We start from the raw sequence: 18,276 nt of genomic DNA on the forward strand, positions 1-18,276 counted from the left end.
CGCCGGCTTGGCTCGGATGAAGGGGCCGGGCTAGCGTCGAGGCCATGCTCCTCGTCACCCAGGGCCGCGAGCCGCGCCGTCAGTTGCTCCTCAAGCCCTCGCCCGGGTCGAAGCAGGTCGTCTCCGCGCTCCACTCCTCGTCGGTGACGGTGGAGACGGGTGGCACCCCGCGCCGCGCGCCACCGGTGCCCTCCACGCGGATGACCTTCATCATCCACGTCCAGTCCGTCTCGCCGGAGGGGGACACGCGTTATGATTTCACGCTCGACGCGGTGGACCTGCTCGTCCAACCCGGCACGCCCGAGCAGCACGTGGACGAGGTGCGCAAGAGCCTCGCGTTCCTGCCGGGCCTCTCCGGCACGGGGCTGTCCGGGCGGCGGGGCAACTCCCTCGACTTGAAGCCGCCGGCCCAGCTTGACGCACGGCGGCGCAGGGAACTGCAAGACCTGGCCAAGGCGCTCCAGTTCGTGGGCAACCCCTTTCCGCAGGAAGCCATTGGCCTGGGAGCGCGGTGGGATCAGCCGTTGTATGGCAGCGGCCCCGTGGGGACGCAGGGGACGGCCAGCTTCGAGCTGTTCTCCCTGGAGGGGAGCAGGGCGGGGACGCGCTTCCTCATCCAACAGACGTCGAAGAACCAGCCGGTGCCGGCCGAATACCAGACGCGCCCGGATGGCTCCGAGCGGATGATGATCCGCTCGCAGACGAAGGGGGAGACCGTGTTCCGGTTGGACAGGCTCTGGCCCGCGAGCAGTGAGATGGAGATGCGCGTCCAGGCGGACCTGTCCGCGGAGAAGGAAGACCCGCCGCGTCGCCTCAAAATCATCACCGACGTGAAGGTGCGCCTGGAGGAGAAGGACGCCTGAGGAGACCTGGGACGTCTTGCATTGCCGACCCGCCTTCCTGACTCACACAACTGGGGCGGTGCAATCTCGGATAATCTCTTTCATGATGACGAGTGAAGCCGCGTTGCGGGCTGGACTCGTGTAGGTCCATGTCCGCCGTGGCGGACTTTCGCGGAGTTGGGGGCATGCGAGTCAACGAGGGCGGTTCCACTCGGGCCACGGGTACAGGGGATTCAGGCGCTTCGAGCGCGGCGGCGGCGGAGCGTGCGGCTCGCGCGGCGCAGCAGGCGGCGGAAGCGGCGGCCCGTGCGGCGGCGGAGGCGGCTCGGGCTCAAGCAGCGCAGGCGGCCCAGGCGCAGGCTCGCGCGGAAGCAGCGTCCAGGCAGGCACAGGACGCGCTGCAGCAGGCGCAGGCGGCGCTCGCGGAGGCGAAGAAGAACAAGGCGCCCAAGGCGGAGCTGACTCGCGCGGAGCAGGCCGTGAAGCAGGCCACGACGTTCGCCCAGCAGGCCGCGACGTCGGCGCGCAATGCGGGCAACCGCGCCACCAACGCCAGCTCATTCGTTCCGGCCAGCACCACCCAGGTGCCCGCGCAGCGGCAGACGCCCGCGGGTCCTCCAGGCGTCACGCCGGGCTACACCCGGGAGCAGGCGGCCAAGGACGCCACGGAGTTGTACCGCGCGACGAAGGGCGGGCTCACCGGCTGGGGCACGGATGAGGCCGCCATCTTCAAGACGCTGGACAAGCGCACTCCGGCGGACATCGCGCTCATCCGCCAGTCCTTCCGGGAGCACTACAAGGAGAATCTGGACTCCGTCCTGCGCGACGAGCTGGGCGGCGATGAGCTCACGCGCGTCAACAACATCCTGTCCGGCAACAAGGGCAACGCGAGCGCCGCGGCCATCCAGGAGCAGACGGGCTTCTTCGGGGACAAGGACGCCATCGTCAACACGCTGCGCGACGCCACCCCCGCGGAGCGTCAGTCCATTGCCCGCTCCTTCCAGCAGATGTACGGCAAGGACCATCCGGACATCCGGGCCGCCACGCCCGAGGAGTTCATGAAGCAGGCGCTGGGGCCCCGCCTGGACGCCGCCCAGCGCACGCAGCTCAACAGCCTCCTGGACACCACCCGCGCGTCCACGCCGGAGCAGGTGACGCAGCTGGAGGCGGGCGCGGCGCGCTCCAAGGTCCATGACTCGCTTCAGGGCTTCTTCGGCGCGGACAGCGACAAGGTCTTCGACACGCTGAAGAACCTGCCCCCGGAGCAGAAGAAGGTCCTCCTCGCGGACGCGGCGCTCCAGTCGGAGCTGCGCGGCAAGCTGTCGAAGGAGGACTACGCCCGCGCCCGGGGATTGATGGAGGACAACCCGGCCGCCGCGAGCGCCGCGCAAATCAGCAGCGCCACCCAGGGTTGGTTCGGCGCGGACGAGAGCGCCATCCTCGACGTGCTGAAGAACACCAGGCCGGAGGACATGCCCGCCCTCAAGGAGGCGTTCCAGCAGCAGACGGGCCGCTCTCTGGAGTCCGAGGTCAAGAGTTGGGGCGGCGCGGACACGCAGGTGGGCCTGCGCTACCTCAACCCTCCCGCGGCCAACGACACGCTGGGACAGGCGCAGGCGGCGGCCGAGCAGCTCCACCGCGCCATGGACGGCGTGGGCACGGACGAGGCGGCGCTGCGCGAAGTGCTGGGCAACAAGTCCAAGACGCAAATCAATGACATCACCGCCGCGTACCGCGACCTCTACAAGCGCGACTTGCGCTCGGACCTGACGTCGGAGCTGGGCGGGCGCGACAAGTTCGAGATTGTCGACCAGATGTATGACCTGGGGGCCATCGACCCCAAGGCGCCGGATGCGGCGAAGCAGCAGGTGGACCGCCTGCGCGCGCAGCAGCAGTTCGAGCAGAGCGGCGGTCTGGGCATCATCGACACCATCCAGAACGTCACCAAGGGTGAGTCGGACTCGGAGCGCCTGGAGCGCAACCTGACGGCGGCGGAGACGGCCATCTCCACGGGCGACACGGCGGCGGCGCAGCGGCGCACCACGTACGCCACGGACGACGTGAAGGACCTGCAGGAGACGAAGGACAGCACCGCGGACATGGCGGCCACGGCGGCCGTCGCGGTGGTGACGACGGCGGCGGTGGTGGCCACGGGTGGCGCGGCGACGCCGCTGGCCATCGCGGGCTACGCGGCGCTGGGCGCGACGACGCGCGTGGCCACGCAGGCGTACTTCAAGGGCGACTCGCTGGGCATGGACGGTGTCGCGCAGCAGGCGGTGGTGGGCGCGGTGGAGGGTGGCACCGCCGTCATCCCGCTGCCCAAGGTCCTGGGCGGCGCGGGCGCCACGGCGGCCACGGAGACGGTCGAGCAGGTCGCGAAGCAGACGGTGGGCCAGCGGCTGCGGAGCACGGCCATCCAGGGCGCATGGGAGGGCGGCGTCGGTGGCGCGCTGGGCGGCGCGACGGACCAGTCCCTCCAGAGCGAGACGTGGAAGAACGGCCTGCTCCCGGGCCTCCAGCAGGTGGGCCAGCGCGCGGTGGTGGACGGCACGGTGGGCACCGTGTTCGGCGCGGGCGGCGGCGTGGCCATGGACGGGGTGATGCAGGGTGCTGCCCGCCTGACGACTCCGCGCGAGGTGCCGGTGCTGACGAACCCGGCGCTGGATGGCGGCACCGTGCACGTGCGCTACGGCGACGGGCGGGTGCGAATCGAGGCGGGGCCCGACGCCACGCCCGCGCAAATCCAGGCGCACATGGAGACGGCCCGCACGCTCCAGAAGTACGAGGGGCCGTTGGGGCAGGTCCGTCAGCTCAAGGACCGCGTGACTCAGGAGCTCACCGGGCGGCCGGGCTACGGCACCCAGGGCTTCGAGTCCCAGCTCGAGGTGAAGAAGCTCAACGCCATCATCAAGGACCTGGAGGTGGTGCAGCAGCGCATCGACACGCGGCTGCAGAAGCTCAACGGCAGCGGCGAGGTGCCCACGGCGGCGCAGCGCGAGGTGATGGAGCGCGAAATCGCCGACCTGCGCGCGCAGCTCGACACGCACGCCGCGCAGGTGGGCTCACTGGCCCCGGCGCGCGGCTACGTCGCGGCGGAGCAGCTCAGCAAGGGGAAGACGGAGGCGCTCAATCGCGGCTACCCCACGACGGAGGCCGAGGGGCTGCCGAAGGACCACCACTGGGTGGAGAACGAGAACGGCCAGCTCTTCCTCCAGCGCAAGGCGGGGACGACCGAGCCTCGGCAGCTGTACGAGCCGTCCGGCAGGGAGGCCGAGGGCATCTTCGGGGAGTTCACCGACGCGCCCACCGGCTACATCGAGCCCAAGTTCCCCGCTGGCGTCACGCGCGCGGAGGCGTTCGACGCGCTGGGCGGCAACAACGACAAATCTCCGTTTGGCGCCTGGGTGAAGTCGCTGGAGTCCGAAGGGCTCATCAAGGACAGGTCGGAGCTCATCTCCGCGCTGCGCGAGTCTCCCGAGGGCCTGTCGTTCGGCACCGTGCGCCACGAGCTGAAGGCCAAGTACACCGAGCAGCTCGTCTCGCGGATGACGGACCCCGCCCGGCTGCGCGCCACGCCCGCGTACGCGGAGGCGCTCAAAGTCACGAAGAATCCCGAGCAGGCGCTGGTCGCCGCCAGCCACACGGAGATGCTGCGCATCACCCAGGGCCTGGGGTCCGCGGACAAGGGCGCGCTCGCCCAGCGCTGGTACCAGGCCACCTTCGAGAGCACGCGCAAGGGCGTCACGGAGGTCACCGTCAGCAAGCAGGCCGCCGCGGAGCTCGGCGTCACCTTCACGGCCAATCGCCGCATCGACGTGCTGGAGCCGGGCACGGTGCGGGAGCTGAAGAACGTCTCCACCAGGTTCGGTGAGCGCGAGCACGAGCAGTTGATGGACCTGGTCAAGCTCTACGGCAAGACGCTCGACGGGACGGACACTCCGATTGAGCAGGTGGTGCAGACCTTCGTCGACCCGCGCGGCGTGGTGGCCAACTCCAAGTTCCTGCACGAGATGTTCGATGGCTCCGGTGGCCAGTACCTCAAGGTGGAGGTCTTCAAGGCCGACGGGACGGCGCTGGTGATTGACGCCAACAACCGGGGTATCCTCAACCAGAGTCAGGCGGAGCTCGAGAAGACCCTCGGCATTACGAAGTAGCGGGGGCCAGGAGGTCTCAGGGTGTTGGAGACGGAGATGAAGGTGGGGCTGTCGGGTCCTGACCTGCCAGTCCTGGTGCGGGCGATGGTCAGCCGACTCCTTCCGAAGACGTCCCCGAGCGCGCTCTCGGTGGACTTCACGGACCAGGCGCCCGGCGCGGATTGGCTGGAGACGCGCATGCTGAAGGCCCGGCGGCGCGCGAAGGCCGTCTGGGCGGGCGACTCCTGGAACTTCCTCCTCGTCGAGTCTCCCGTGGCGCTCGTCGCGGGGCCTCATGCGAGGGACGCGCGGCAGGTGCTCGCGGAGCTGGCGCCGCTGCCCTTCTTCCTGGCGTCATTCGCCAGCCTGTATTCGGACTGGAAGGTCGACGGCAAGGCGTACGCCGCGCCCATCCTGGATGACCTGCACTATCCGCACGGCTGGGGCTGCGCGTTTCGCGGGCAGGGCCACGCGCGGCTGGTGTCGCGTCGGTGGCTGGAGTTCGGGCCGTGGCGCCTGTTGAAGGGGCCGGACGATGTCTCCCTGGTCCAGTTCCATGACCTGGAGGCGGACCCGGCCACCGCGCTCGCGCAGGCGAAGCCCGGGCATGCGCGCATGGGCGCCAACGCGGAGGGTGGCGTCATCCGCTCGGGGTACGCGCGCAAGCACAAGCTCGACGGCTTCTACGAGCCGAAGGACAAGCTGCTGCGCATGGTGGTCCACGGCCGCGACGTGTCCGCCAGCGAGATGCTGGATGCGTGCTCGCTGCGTCTGGACGGCGCGGTGGGCCCCGGGCAGCCGCTGACGCGCGTGGCGTATGTCTTCATGGAGCCGGAGCGGGCGCGTGCGCACCTGCACGAGCTGTGGCTGCGCGAGCTGGAGTGCTGGACGATTGAAATGGGCAAGGAGGTCCGGCTGGACAAGGACTACCGCCCGACGCCGGTGAAGCCCGACTGGGTGAAGGCCGTGGAGGCCCGGGAAGCGGGCGCGACGAAGCGCTGAGCCCGCTGTTCCGCATTCCGGGCTTGCGTGGCCGCTTCGGGCTGGGAAACATGTCTCGCATGACCCAGCCCGTGGTGCCTCCCTCCGTGTCCGATGCGTATGTGGTTCATGGCCAGGACGGTTTCGTCATCTCCGATGACTCCGCCCGCATCGACGTGGACGTGGTGCATGGTTACCTGACGCGCTCGTACTGGAGCCCGGGCATCACCCGCGCGCTGGTGGAGAAGGGCCTGCGGAACTCGCTCCTCTTCGGGGTTTATGGCGCGGACGGCGCGCAGGTGGGCTACGCGCGCGTCATCACGGACCGGATGTCCTTCGCCTATCTCTGTGACGTGTTCATCCTGGAGACGCAGCAGGGCAAGGGCCTGGGCAAGTGGTTGATGGAGACCGTCTTCGCCCATCCGGACCTCCAGGGGCTGCGGCGCTTCCTGCTGGCCACGCGGGATGCCCACGGACTGTATGCCCAGTATGGCTTCACGCCCCTGAAGAACCCGGACCGGTTCATGGAGAGGCATGACCCGGACGTGTACCTCACCGCCAGCAAGGTGTGATCACGCAATCCCGCGCCCGGCGAAGTAGCGCTCAATCGCTTCCGGTGTCCCAAGAGGGTCGGCCAACGCGACATAGGTGTCGGGGCGCAACAGGTAGGCCGCGTCCCGTGCAAGCCCCGCTCGCTCATGCTCCGGGCGCCACGCGAATTCATGCAGCGCGATGCCGCGCTGCTCGCTCCAGGTCTTCAGGTCGGGCCTGGCCGTGCCATAGACGTGGACCTGCCATGCGATGACGGACAGGGGCTCATGGTTGTCCTGGGCCGGTCCTCCCACCCAGGGAAGGCGGTCGCCACCTTGAACACCGCCGGCCTTGCCCTCGCTCAATGCACTGGCGTGGTAGCTCAGCGATGTCTGGGAGACCAGCCGGAACATGAACTCGCGCACGCGGTCGCTGCTGTAGATGACGCCCGCGAAAAGCGGCGCGATGTGTATGCGCACGAAGTTGGCGAAACCGCCTTCCGTGGTGATGAAGGTAAACAGGCGGTCGGTGGTATCCACCAGCTTGCGTGCGAAGGCCTTGCGCTCCTGCTCATAGCTGTCGAGCAATGCGTCCAGGGCCTGGCCCTTCACGACCGCCGCCAACTTCCACGCGAGGTTGATGGCGTCACTGATGCCTGTGTTCATGCCCTGCCCGCCAACAGGGCTGTGCACATGGGCCGCATCGCCCAGCAGAAAGGCGCGGCCTCGTCGGAAGTGGTCGGCGACCCGGTGATGGACCCGGTAGGTGGAGAACCAGTTCACCGCTTGAACCTTCAGGCCCAGGTTGTCGATGGCATGATGCCCGACATCGTTGAACGTCAGTTCTTCCGCGCGATCGTCAACGACCGCGCCAATCAACCGGCTCTTGCCCTCGTGGCCATAGGGAATCACCGCCACGAAGTCGGTGCCGTCGAGCGCGAGGTGCACCTCGTCAGTGGGCTCGAGACCGCTCACCTGAACGTCCGCGACGTAGAACGTCTGATTGTACGTGCCGCCCTCGAAGCCCGCGCCGAGTTGATGGCGGATCGATGAGCGAGCTCCGTCACAGCCCGCGAGATAGCGAGCGACACAGACCTGTTCGCTCCCATCCGGCGTCCGCAGGCGCGCGGCGACGTGGTCTCCTCTATCCTCGAACGCGGTCAGTTCGGTTTGTCGCTCGACGGTGACGCCGAGCGCCTGCAACCGTTCGACCAGCAGTCGTTCATGTGCATCCTGCGGATACACCAGGAGGAAGGGATAGGGCGTGATATCGGTCCCGACTTCGCCGAAGGAGAGATGTGCCCGACGCTTGCCTTTGGCCCAGAGACTGATGGAGGGGTTGCGGTAGCCTGCGTCGACCACGGCGTCAGACAAGTCGAGTTGGCGGTAGAGCTCGAGCGTGCGGGCCTGCACCACCATGGCCCGAGAGGTTTCTCCCGGCCCGTCGTTCTTGTCGACAATCCGGACTGATACACCTTGGCGTGTCAGCCAAAGCGCCAGGACAAGACCGGTAGGACCCGCGCCGACAACGAGAACGTCCGTTTGTTGACCCACGCGTCCACCTCCAATGAGTGGCTTCAGAGGCACTTTGTCCTTGAGCGATTTTCTGTCAAGCGCACGGGGGACGGCAGGATGCTCCGCACGACATTGACAGCCACTGACACACGTCAGGATGGAGGCGACGCGGGAGCAGGGCGCGGCAACCCAGGCCGTGGAAGCTGGAGTGGACATCGGCCCTTGCACGGCCGGGTCATGCGAGAGGCGCTGCCTCGCTTGCGGAGTTCACGTCGGCACTTCCTCGAAGCATGCACCTTGTCGCCATGGAGCTGGACTCCAGGGCGGCCGGACGGGCCCGGCGGACATTGGTATAGGATTCGCATCCAACGGGTGGCGTGGAGTGCCTCTGGGAGATGTGGAATGGAACGTGTCCGGTCTGAGGCAGGGCTTCGTGAAGCGGAGGCGAGCAGGGCGTGCGTGGTGTGTGACGCCGCGCTCGAGAATGCTCGCTGTGGCCATTGCGGCGCGGCCGCGGCCCCCGGCGGGTATCGCGTGCTGCGGCTCATCTCGCAGTCCCCGCATGGTCGCGTGTACCTGGCGGTGGATGGGCAGGGGACGCGGGTCGCGCTCAAGGAGTTGTTGTTCGCGTTGGTGCCCGGCGTGGAGCAGCTCGACGCCTTCGAGCGTGAGGCCGCCGTGCTGCGCTCGCTGGAGCACCCGGACATCCCGCGCTTCGTCGCGAGCTTCAAGGAAGGCCGCGGGGTAGGGACGCGCCTCTATCTCGCGCAGGAGCTGCTGGACGGGGAGACGCTGCTCGAGCGCATCTCGCGAAGTCGGCTGGACGAGGCGGAGGCGTGGACGCTGGCGGAGCAGGTGCTCCAGACGCTCTCGGCGCTGCACCGCCGCACGCCCGCGCTGGTGCACCGCGACGTGAAGCCGGCGAACCTCATCCTCCGGCCGGATGGACGCACGGCGCTGGTGGACTTCGGCGCGGCCCGCCACCTGGCGCGTGACGTGACGCATGGGTCCACGCTCGTCGGGACATTCGGGTACATGCCGCCCGAGCAACTCGGCGGTACGGTGGAGCCCTCCAGCGACCTCTACGCGCTGGGCGCGACGCTCGTGCATGCGCTCAGTGGTCGCGAGCCCGCGGACCTCGTCGACGAGGGACTGGTGCTGTCGTTCGAGCAGCACCTCCAGGTCTCCGAGCCGCTGCGCGTGTTCCTGGGGAGGCTGCTCGCGCCGAAGCGCTCGGCGCGGTTCGCATCGGCGATGGAGGCGCTCTCCGCTCTGCGGGCTTCGGTCGAGGCAATGGCCGCCGAGCGCTCCTCGCCGGTCGCTTCGACTTCCTCGGACGAGGGAGCGAAGGCGTCAGGTGCGGGCGGCGAGCGGAGGGGTGGGCAGCCGACCGTGGAGTCCGCCGTCGAAGCCTCGGCAGTCGTGGCCGTACCCGTCACTGGCGACAAGTCCGAGGGGGGTGAACAGCCCCAACTCTCGGTGGTCAGTCGCTGGTCCTTGCAATGGAGCAACCCTCGCTGGGTCTTCGCCGTCCTGGCCTTGACGGCCTTGTTCGTGGGCCTGATTCGCCTCATGCCTCACCGAGGTGGCAGTGAGGTGATGGTCGTCGACTCTCCGGACTGGGGCAGCCCGTCCTACAGCCCGCCGCAATCCCAGCCGGCACACCCCTCTGGTGAGGGAAAGCGCCGTTGGTTCGAACTGCCCTGGTCCAGCGGCTCGCCCTCGCACTGACGCCGCGGGCTCGGCACTCCTCTCCCTGGCGCCCTCCCTCCTGAGTCATTTTCGTCTCGGGTGAGCGGCCAGCCAGCCGCGCGGGCTGTGTCTCGCGGCTCCTCGCGCACGGGACGCGCGGTCGACGGCACACAGCCCCCGGTTTCAGTTCCACCCTGCCGTCGTGCTTACATCGCGACGCGCTGGCCCCGTGCTTGCTCTCTCGTCGGGCTGGCTCCCGCCGCCGCACTACACCCCATGTCCTCAAACGAATCCGAACCCACCCCGCAGAGACCTCGGCTCGCTCGCCGCATCGCTCGCCATCTCTTCGGTGAGCTTCGCTGGACGCCTCCCACCTGGGCCGTCGCGCTGGGCCTCGCCCTCGCCCGTTTCGCGCGCGCCTTGTTCGGATGGGTTCGCCGCAATCCCAAACGAATCGCCCTGTCGGTGGTCGCCCTGTGTCTGCTTGTCGTCGGAGCGGACGCCGGCTACCGCTGGTATCAGAGTCGGCCGCAGCCGGTGCGCTACTCGCTCAGCGCCACGTCTCCGTCGCTGACTCCGCTCGATGACGGCACGCCTCGGTGGGACTCGGTGCACGTGCGGTTCACCGGCTCGGTGGCCCCGCTCGAAGCCATTGGCAAGCCGGTGACGGCGGGCATCACCCTCAAGCCCGAGCACCCTGGCGCGTGGCGCTGGTCCAATGACCAGACGCTCTCCTTCGTCCCGAGCGCGGACTGGGGTGTGGGACAGGAGTACCGCGTCACGCTGGACCGCTCGCTCTTCCCCGAGCACATCCTGCTCGAGTCCTATGAGACGCGGTTCGAATCGCAGCCCTTCACCGCGTCCATCAACAGCCTGGAGTTCTACGAAGACCCGCGCAATCCGAAGGAGAAGCGCGTCGTGTCCACGCTGACCTTCTCGCACCCGGTGGACCCGGCCTCGCTCGTGCGCAACCTCTCGCTGCGCTTCGACGTGCCCAGCGGAGGACTGCTGGGCTCCCGCCCGCCCGAGCACAAGTTCAACGTCACCTACGACAAGCTGAAGGGACAGGCCTACATCCAATCGGACCTCATCCCCATCCCCGACAAGGAGGCCACCATGGTGTTGCGGATGGCATCCGGCGTCCAGGCCGCGCGGGGAGGCAAGGGGACCGAGGGGATACAGGAGCGACAGGTCACCATCCCCGGCATGTTCAGCTACTTCCGCGTGTCGGGCACCAACGTGTCGCTCGTGCGCAATGACCGCTACGAGCCCGAGCAGGTGCTCATCGTCAACCTGACGACGGGCGTCACCGAGGCGGAGCTGCGAAAGAACCTCCAGGTCTGGGTGCTGCCCAAGGACAAGCCCGCCACCACGGACGAGGCCGCGAGCTCCAACCATTCCTGGAGCGATGCGCGGACCATCGGTGACGAGCTGCTCGCGAAGGCGGAGAAGCTGGCGTTGGACCCGGTGCCCACGGACAGGGAGCACGCCACGCTGCACAGCTTCCGCATCCGCGCGGACGTGGGCCGCTATCTCTACATCCGGCTCAAGAAGGGCACGCAATCCGCCGGTGGCTATGTGCTGGCCGAGGAGTTCAACAGCACCGAGGCCGTGCCGCGCTTCCCCGAGGAGGTGAGCATCCTCCACGAGGGCGCCCTGCTCAGCCTCGCGGGCGAGAAGAAGGTCACCGTCCTCTCGCGCGACGTCCAGGGGCTGCGCTTCCAACTGGGCCGCGTGCTGCCGGACCAGCTCAACCACCTGGTGAGCCAGACGGAGGGCCGCTTCGCGCACCCCAGCTTCAGCAACTACCGTTTCGACGAGCAGAACATCACGGAGAGCTTCTCCGTGGTGCGCCCGCTGGAAGGCGTGGGCCGGGGCAAGGCGCAGTACGCCTCCTTCGACTTGACGGAGTACCTCACCCCCGCGAACAACCCGTCCGCGCGTCGCGGCCTGTTCTTCTTCAAGGTTCAGAGCTGGGACCCCGAGCACAAGCGGACGACGGGCAAGGAGGACTCGCGGCTCCTCTTGGTGACGGACCTGGGCCTGGTGGTGAAGGACAGCGCGGACGGCTCGCATGACCTCTTCGTCCAGTCGCTGGGCGAGGGGCTCCCGGCGGAAGGCGTCACGGTGAGCGTGCTCGGCAAGAACGGCCTGCCGGTGCTCAGCGCCACCACGGGCGCGGATGGCCACGTGGCCTTCCCGACGCTGACCGACTTCGCGCGCGAGCAGACGCCCATCGCGTACCTGGCGCGCAAGGGCGATGACTTCGCCTTCCTGCCCTTCAACCGCTCGGACCGGCAGCTCAACTTCAGCCGCTTCGATGTGGGCGGCGTGACGAGCGGCTCCACTCCGGAGCGCCTGACGGCCTTCCTCTTCTCGGACCGGGGCCTCTACCGTCCCGGCGACACCTTCCACGTCGCCATGGTGGTGAAGCCCTCGGATTGGAGCCAGCCGCCCACGGGCGTTCCGCTGGAAGCGACCGTCACGGACCCTCGCGGCCTGGAGGTGCACAAGCAGAAGCTTTCCCTCTCCGCCGCCGGCCTGGAGGCGCTCCAGTACACGACGGAGGAGACGTCCCCCACGGGCCACTACGCGGTGAACCTGTACGTGGTGAAGGACGGGCTGCGGGGCAGCCTGCTCGGCTCCACCCAGGTGCGCGTGGAGGAGTTCCTCCCGGACCGGATGCGCATCACCACGCGCTTCGACACCGACCGGCTCGAAGGCTGGGTGCCGCCCGAGGGACTCAAGGGCAAGGTGACGCTGAAGAACCTCTTCGGCATCGCCGCGGCGGACCGGCTCGTGTCCGCGGAGCTGACCTTCAGCCCGGGGTACCCTGGCTTCCGTCAATACCCGGGCTACACCTTCCACGACCCGATGATGGCCACGCGCACCTTCAGCGAGCGCCTGGAGAACTCCAGCACCGACGACGAGGGTGAGGTGGAGCTGGAGCTGGGGCTGGAGAAGTTCGAGAAGGCGACGTGGCGCGTGTCGTTGCTCGCGGAGGGCTACGAGGCCGAGGGTGGACGAGGCGTGTCCTCGGAGGCCTCCATCCTGGTGTCTCCCCTGCCGTACCTCGTCGGCTTCAAGCCGGATGGTGGGTTGACCTACCTGAGCCAGGGCTCGGCGCGCTCGGTGGACTTCATCGCCGTGGACCCGACGCTGAAGAAGAAGGCCGTGCAGGGCCTCAATGCGGAGCTCATCGAGCGGCGTTGGGTGTCCGTCCTCACACAGCAGCCCAATGGCACGTACGCCTACCAGTCCGCGCGCCGCGACACCGTGGTGCGCACGCGCGAGCTGGCCATCGGCGAGGCGGGCTTCAAGTACGCGCTGTCCACGGAGCAGCCCGGCGACTTCGTGGTGGTGGTGAAGGACGCGGAGGGCACGGAGCTCAGCCGCGTGGACTACACCGTGGCGGGCCACGCCAACCTCACGCGCACTCTGGAGAAGAACGCGGAGCTGGAGGTGAAGCTCTCCCGCCAGGACTACGCGCCCGGCGATGAAATCGAGCTGAACATCAAGGCGCCGTACACCGGCGCGGGCCTCATCACCCTGGAGCGCGAGCGCGTCCATGCGTGGGCCTGGTTCAAGGCGGACGCCACCAGCACGGTGCAGAAGATTCGGCTGCCGCCGGGCATCGAGGGCAACGGGTACGTCAACGTCACGTTCGTGCGCGCCATGGACTCGCAGGAGATCTTCATGAGCCCGCTGAGCTACGGCGTGGTGCCGTTCTCGGTGAGCAAAGACAGCCGAGTCCTGCAGGTGACGCTGACGAGCGCGGAGAAGGGGCGTCCGGGAGAGCCGTACCGCATCCGCTACAAGGGCAACAAGCCGGGCCGCGCCGTGGTGTACGCGGTGGACGAGGGCATCCTCCAGGTGGCGAGCTACTCGACGCCGGACCCGCTGTCGCACTTCTTCAAGAAGCGCGCGCTGGAGGTGCGCACGGGCCAGATTCTGGACCTGCTCCTGCCGGAGTTCTCCGTGTCGAAGGCCGTGTCCTCCATGGGCGGCGACGACGAGGGCCAGGCCGCCATCGGAAAGAACCTCAACCCCTTCAAGCGCAAGCGGGACAAGCCCGTGGCGTACTGGTCCGGCATCGTCGACATCGACGAGACGGAGCGCGAGCTCGTGTACCCCGTTCCGGACAGCTTCAATGGCGAGCTGCGGGTGATGGCGGTCGCCGTGGGCGAGGAGTCCGTGGGCGCCTCGATTCGACGCGCTGTCATCCGGGGGCCCTTCGTCATCACCCCGAGCGTGCCCACCTTCGTGGCTCCCGGCGACGAGTTCAACGTGGGCGTCGCGGTGGCCAACAGCGTGGAGGGCGCGGGCAAGGGGAGCGAGGTGACGCTGGAGCTGAAGCCCTCCGAGCATCTGGAGGTGCTGGACGAGGCCCGGCGCACGCTGAAAATCGATGAGGGCCGCGAGGGGAGCACCACCTTCCGCGTGCGCGCGAAGTCCGTCCTCGGCTCGGGGACGCTGGCCTTCACCGCGTCGCTGGGCAAGGAGAAGGGGCGTCAGTCCGTGGACCTGAGCGTCCGTCCCGCCGTGCCCTTCCTGACGTCCGTGAAGGGCGGCTACGTGAAGGACGGCGAGGTGGACCTCGCGGTGTCCCGAAAGATGCACGGCGCCTTCCGCACGTTGGAGGTGAGCGCCTCGCCGATGCCGCTGGGCCTGGCGCGCGGCCTGTCCGCGTACCTGGAGAAGTACCCCCATGGCTGCACCGAGCAGCTCGTCAGCCGGGCCTTCCCGGCCGTGACGCTCAAGGGCCGCCGCGAGCTGTTGGGTCAGGGGCCGCAGGTGGCCGACGCCAGCTTCGCCTCCGCCATCCACACGCTGCGCACCCGGCAGAACGACGAGGGCGCCTTCGGCCTGTGGGCGGCCAACTCGTATGCGCCCGTGCTGCCGAGCATCTACGCGCTGCACTTCCTCACCGAGGCGAAGGAGCGAGGCTTCGCGGTGCCTGTCGACATGCTGAACCGGGGCCTCACCTGGCTGAACACGCTGGCGGCGAGAGAGCCGCAGGACCTCACCCAGGCGCGCAACGTGGCCTATGCGCAGTACGTGCTCACCCGCAACGGCAAGGTGCCCGGCGGGGCGGTGAATGTCCTGCGCGAGTGGCTGGACGCGAACGCCGCGGAGGAGTGGCCGGTGGACCTGACGGCGGCGTACGTCGGCGCGACGTACAAGCTGCTGAAGCAGGAGAAGGAGGCCACGCGCGCGATGAAGAAGGTGCGCATCGGCGAGGCGCAGGTGGACGACTACGAGGCGCTCTATGACGGGCTCGTCTACGACGCGCAGGTGCTCTACCTGATTTCGCGCCACTTCCCCGAGCGGCTCCCCGGCATCACCGGGGAGATGCTGGTGTCGCTGGCGAAGCCGCTCGCGGAGGAGCGCTTCAACACGCTGTCCTCCGCGTACGCCATCCTCGGCCTGGAGGCCTACGCGAAGGCGCTGGGTGAGCAGGGCACGCCGTCGCGCGCGGGCGTGGCCCTGCTGGAGAAGGTGGCGGACACGTTGCGTCCGCTGACGGTGCCGGAGGGACTGTTCCCCAAGGTCGCCTTCTCCGAGCAGGCCACCGCCGTCCGGGTGAAGAGCGGGGCGAGCGCGCCGCTGTTCTTCCAGGTGACGCAGGCGGGCTACGACGCGCAGGTGCCCACGGCGCCCATCATCGAGCGACTGGAGGTGCAGCGCGAGCTGAGGGACCTGGACGGCAAGGTGGTGACGGACGTCCCGCTGGGCGGAGAGGTAGAGGTGCACCTCAAGCTTCGCGGGCTGGAGGGCAACACGTCCCACGTCGCCATCACCGACCTGCTGCCGGGCGGCTTCGAGGTGGTGCTGGAGCGGCCCGCGCCTCCCGAGCCGGAGCCGGAGCCCGAGTCGGAGCCCGAGGGCGACTCCGAGTACGCCGAAAGTGACAGCTCCTCCGAAGGGGACGAGTCCTACGAGGGCGGCGGGTCCGACGACGAGCCGCCGGACAACTCCTACCGGGAGCCGGAGCCCGCGCCCGTGGCCGGCGGGTGGCTGCCGCCGGTGGGAAGCGATCGCTCCAGCTTCAGCCCCGAGTACGTGGACGTGCGTGAGGACCGGGTGGTGCTCTACGGCACGGCGGGCACCACCGTCACGGAGTTCATCTACCGAATCAAGGCGACCCACTCGGGCCGCTTCGTGATGCCTCCGGCCTTCGCCGAGGGCATGTATGACCGGAGCGTCCGCGCTCGCTCGGTGGCGTCGCAGGTGACGGTGTCGGCGCCGTGATTCGACGGGGGTGGCGCAAGGTGCTGGTGGTGATGTTGGGGCTCGCGGCGCTGTATGCCGCGGTGCCCCGGCCGCCGCTGCGCGAGGGGCTGGGTTTCTCGCAGGCGGTGTTCGACCACGAGGGCCGGCTGTTGCGCCTCACCCTGTCCCCGGACGAGAAGTATCGGCTGTGGGTGCCATTGGAGCGCATCCCCACCCCCCTGGTGGAGGCCACGCTGCTCCACGAGGACCAGCACTTCCGCTCGCACCCGGGCATCAACCCCGTGGCCCTGGGGCGCGCGGTGTGGAGCACGTACCTGACGGGCGGGCGGCGCATGGGCGGCTCCACGCTCACCATGCAGCTCGCGCGCATCCGCTACGGCATCGAGTCGCGCACACCCGGCGGCAAGCTCCAGCAGATGCTGCGGGCGCTGCAACTGGAGTGCACCTGGTCCAAGGACGAAATCCTGGAGGCCTATCTCAACCTCGCGCCCTACGGCCGCAACGTGGAGGGCGTGGGCGCGGCCAGCCTCGTGTACTTCGGCCGGGACGTGGCGCGGCTGACGCTGGGCGAGTCGCTCACCCTGGCCGTCATTCCGCAGAGCCCGGCGCGCAGGGACCCGGGCCGGGACTCGGGGGCGCTGACGGCGGCGCGGCTGCGCCTCTTCGAGCGCTGGCAGGTGCAACACCCCGAGGACACCGAGCGCCGGCCGCTTCTGGCCCAGCCGCTCCCGGTGCTGGGGCGGGAGGACCTGCCCTTCCTCGCGCCACACTTCGTGGGCAGCGTGCTGCGGCGGGCCCCCGTGGGCGCGAGCGTGACGAGCACGCTGGACTTACCCCTTCAACGATTGCTGGAGCGCCACGTCCGGCAGTACGTGGAGCGGCGCCGTGACGTGGGCATTCGCAACGCGGTGGCGATGCTCGTGGACTGGCGGACGATGGAGGTGCGCGCGGCGGTGGGCTCGGCGGACTTCTTCGATGCGCGCATCGACGGACAGGTGGACGGCACGCACGCGAAGCGCTCGCCGGGCTCCGCGCTCAAGCCGTTCATCTACGGGCTGGGCTTCGACGAGGGCCTGCTGCACCCGCGCACCATGTTGAAGGACTCGCCGCTGGGCTTCCGGGGGTATGACCCGGAGAACTTCGACGGGGAGTTCGCGGGTCCGCTGCCGGCGGTGGAGGCGCTGGTGCGCAGCCGCAACGTGCCGGCGGTGGCGCTGACGAAGCAGCTCCGCGCGCCGGGCCTGCATGGCTTCCTGCGCAAGGCGGGCGTGACGGACCTGCGCGACGAGTCTCACTATGGCCTCTCGCTGGCGCTGGGCTCCGCCGAGGTCACCATGGCGGAGCTGGTGGAGCTGTACGCGATGCTGGGCCACGGTGGACATCTGCGCCCGCTGCGCTGGACGGTGGATGCCCCCGTGGAAGAGGGCGTGAAGCTCTTGAGCCCGGAGGCCAGCTTCCTGGTGCTGGAGTCGCTGGCCACGGCGGGCCGCCCCGCGCAGTCCTTTCGCTCCGAGTGGACGCGCGACACGGTGCCCGTGGCGTGGAAGACGGGGACGTCCACCGGCTTCCGGGACGCGTGGAGCGTGGGCGTGGTGGGGCCCTATGTCGTGGCGGTGTGGGTGGGGAACTTCGACGGCCAGCCCAACCCGGCCTTCGTGGGACAGACGGCCGCCGCGCCGCTGATGTTCGAGCTGGTGGACTCGGTGCGCTCGCGGGACTCGGACGTGCGTCGCGTGCGCCAGTCGGCTCCACCGGGCGTCAGCCGCGTGCGCGTGTGCGCGCTGTCCGGGGGGCTGCCGGGGCCGCACTGCTCGCGGAAGGTGGACACGTGGTTCATTCCGGGCACCTCGCCCATCCACACGTGTGACGTGCACCGCGAGGTGTGGGTGGACACTCGCACGGGCCTGCGGGCGTGTGGACCGGGCCCCTCCAGCCGCGCGGAGGTGTTCGAGTTCTGGCCGTCGGACCTGCTGCGCCTGTTCCAGAAGGCGGGGCTGCCACGGCGGGTGCCGCCTCCGGAGGGCGCGGACTGCGGCCTGGAGCACAGCGCCAGCACGGGCACCGCGCCGCGCATCACCACGCCCGAGGAAGGCGTGGACTACAACCTGCGGGCCTCGTCGGAGTCCTCGCGCGCGGTGCCGTTGTCGGCGGTGACGGACGCGGACGTGCGGCGGGTGTTCTGGTTCGTGGACGAGCAGCTCGTGGGCACGGCCTCGCGGGGGGAGTCGCTCCAGTGGGACGCGAAACCAGGGACGTACGTGGTACGGGCGGTGGATGACCGGGGGCGCTCGGATGCCAGGACGCTGCGGGTTCGCCTCGTGCGCTGACCCAACGGGCACGGGCCGGGCT

The 18,276-nt window shown here is 69.2% G+C and carries 8 protein-coding genes; 7 read left to right on the top strand and 1 reads right to left on the bottom strand.

The window, feature by feature from the left end; genetic code table 11:
* The first annotated feature begins 44 nt into the window (after nt 1-44).
* From G4D83_RS40650 to G4D83_RS40665, 4 genes are all read left to right on the top strand, one after another.
* A complete protein-coding gene (locus G4D83_RS40650) occupies nt 45-863 on the top strand; it encodes a hypothetical protein (protein ID WP_163870329.1) in 819 nt (272 codons plus the stop codon).
* Between the two features lie 164 nt (nt 864-1,027).
* A complete protein-coding gene (locus G4D83_RS40655) occupies nt 1,028-4,996 on the top strand; it encodes an annexin (RefSeq protein WP_163870330.1) in 3,969 nt (1,322 codons plus the stop codon).
* 21 nt (nt 4,997-5,017) lie between these two features.
* Entirely contained in the window at nt 5,018-5,977 is a 960-nt protein-coding gene (locus G4D83_RS40660; RefSeq protein ID WP_163870331.1) for a hypothetical protein, read from the top strand.
* Between the two features lie 50 nt (nt 5,978-6,027).
* Complete coding sequence (locus G4D83_RS40665; RefSeq protein WP_240357095.1) at nt 6,028-6,528, top strand: GNAT family N-acetyltransferase; 501 nt, start codon at nt 6,028-6,030, stop codon at nt 6,526-6,528.
* Here G4D83_RS40665 and G4D83_RS40670 read toward each other — a convergent pair whose 3' ends face one another.
* Nucleotides 6,529-8,217: an FAD-dependent oxidoreductase gene (locus G4D83_RS40670; protein ID WP_163870332.1), complete on the bottom strand. Its 1,689-nt coding sequence runs from the start codon at nt 8,215-8,217 to the stop codon at nt 6,529-6,531.
* A 243-nt stretch (nt 8,218-8,460) separates the two neighbouring features.
* On the opposite strand from G4D83_RS40670, the gene G4D83_RS40675 reads away from it, so the two are divergent.
* The 3 genes from G4D83_RS40675 (at nt 8,461) to pbpC (ending at nt 18,254) form a co-directional block, all read left to right on the top strand.
* Nucleotides 8,461-9,732 carry a serine/threonine protein kinase gene (locus G4D83_RS40675; RefSeq protein ID WP_163870333.1) on the top strand — a complete coding sequence of 424 codons (1,272 nt, stop codon included), beginning with the start codon at nt 8,461-8,463 and terminating at the stop codon, nt 9,730-9,732.
* 237 nt (nt 9,733-9,969) lie between these two features.
* Entirely contained in the window at nt 9,970-15,945 is a 5,976-nt protein-coding gene (locus tag G4D83_RS40680) for an alpha-2-macroglobulin (protein ID WP_163870334.1), read from the top strand.
* Nucleotides 15,942-18,254, top strand: a complete 2,313-nt coding sequence (pbpC, locus tag G4D83_RS40685; RefSeq protein WP_205522846.1) for a penicillin-binding protein 1C — start codon at nt 15,942-15,944, stop codon at nt 18,252-18,254. The genes G4D83_RS40680 and pbpC overlap by 4 nt, the downstream gene beginning before the upstream one ends.
* Nucleotides 18,255-18,276: the final 22 nt, after the last annotated feature.

It is taken from the genome of Myxococcus eversor (genome assembly GCF_010894455.1).
In the GTDB taxonomy this organism is placed as follows: Bacteria; Myxococcota; Myxococcia; order Myxococcales; family Myxococcaceae; genus Myxococcus; species Myxococcus eversor.

Excerpts from the sequence above, each read along its gene's own strand:
- G4D83_RS40655 (WP_163870330.1), top strand. The coding sequence starts at position 1,028 with ATGCGAGTCAACGAGGGCGGTTCCACTCGGGCCACGGGTACAGGGGAT.
- G4D83_RS40680 (WP_163870334.1), top strand. The coding sequence starts at position 9,970 with ATGTCCTCAAACGAATCCGAACCCACCCCGCAGAGACCTCGGCTCGCT.
- G4D83_RS40650 (WP_163870329.1), top strand. The coding sequence starts at position 45 with ATGCTCCTCGTCACCCAGGGCCGCGAGCCGCGCCGTCAGTTGCTCCTC.
- G4D83_RS40670 (WP_163870332.1), bottom strand. The coding sequence starts at position 8,217 with ATGTCCACTCCAGCTTCCACGGCCTGGGTTGCCGCGCCCTGCTCCCGC.
- G4D83_RS40665 (WP_240357095.1), top strand. The coding sequence starts at position 6,028 with ATGTCTCGCATGACCCAGCCCGTGGTGCCTCCCTCCGTGTCCGATGCG.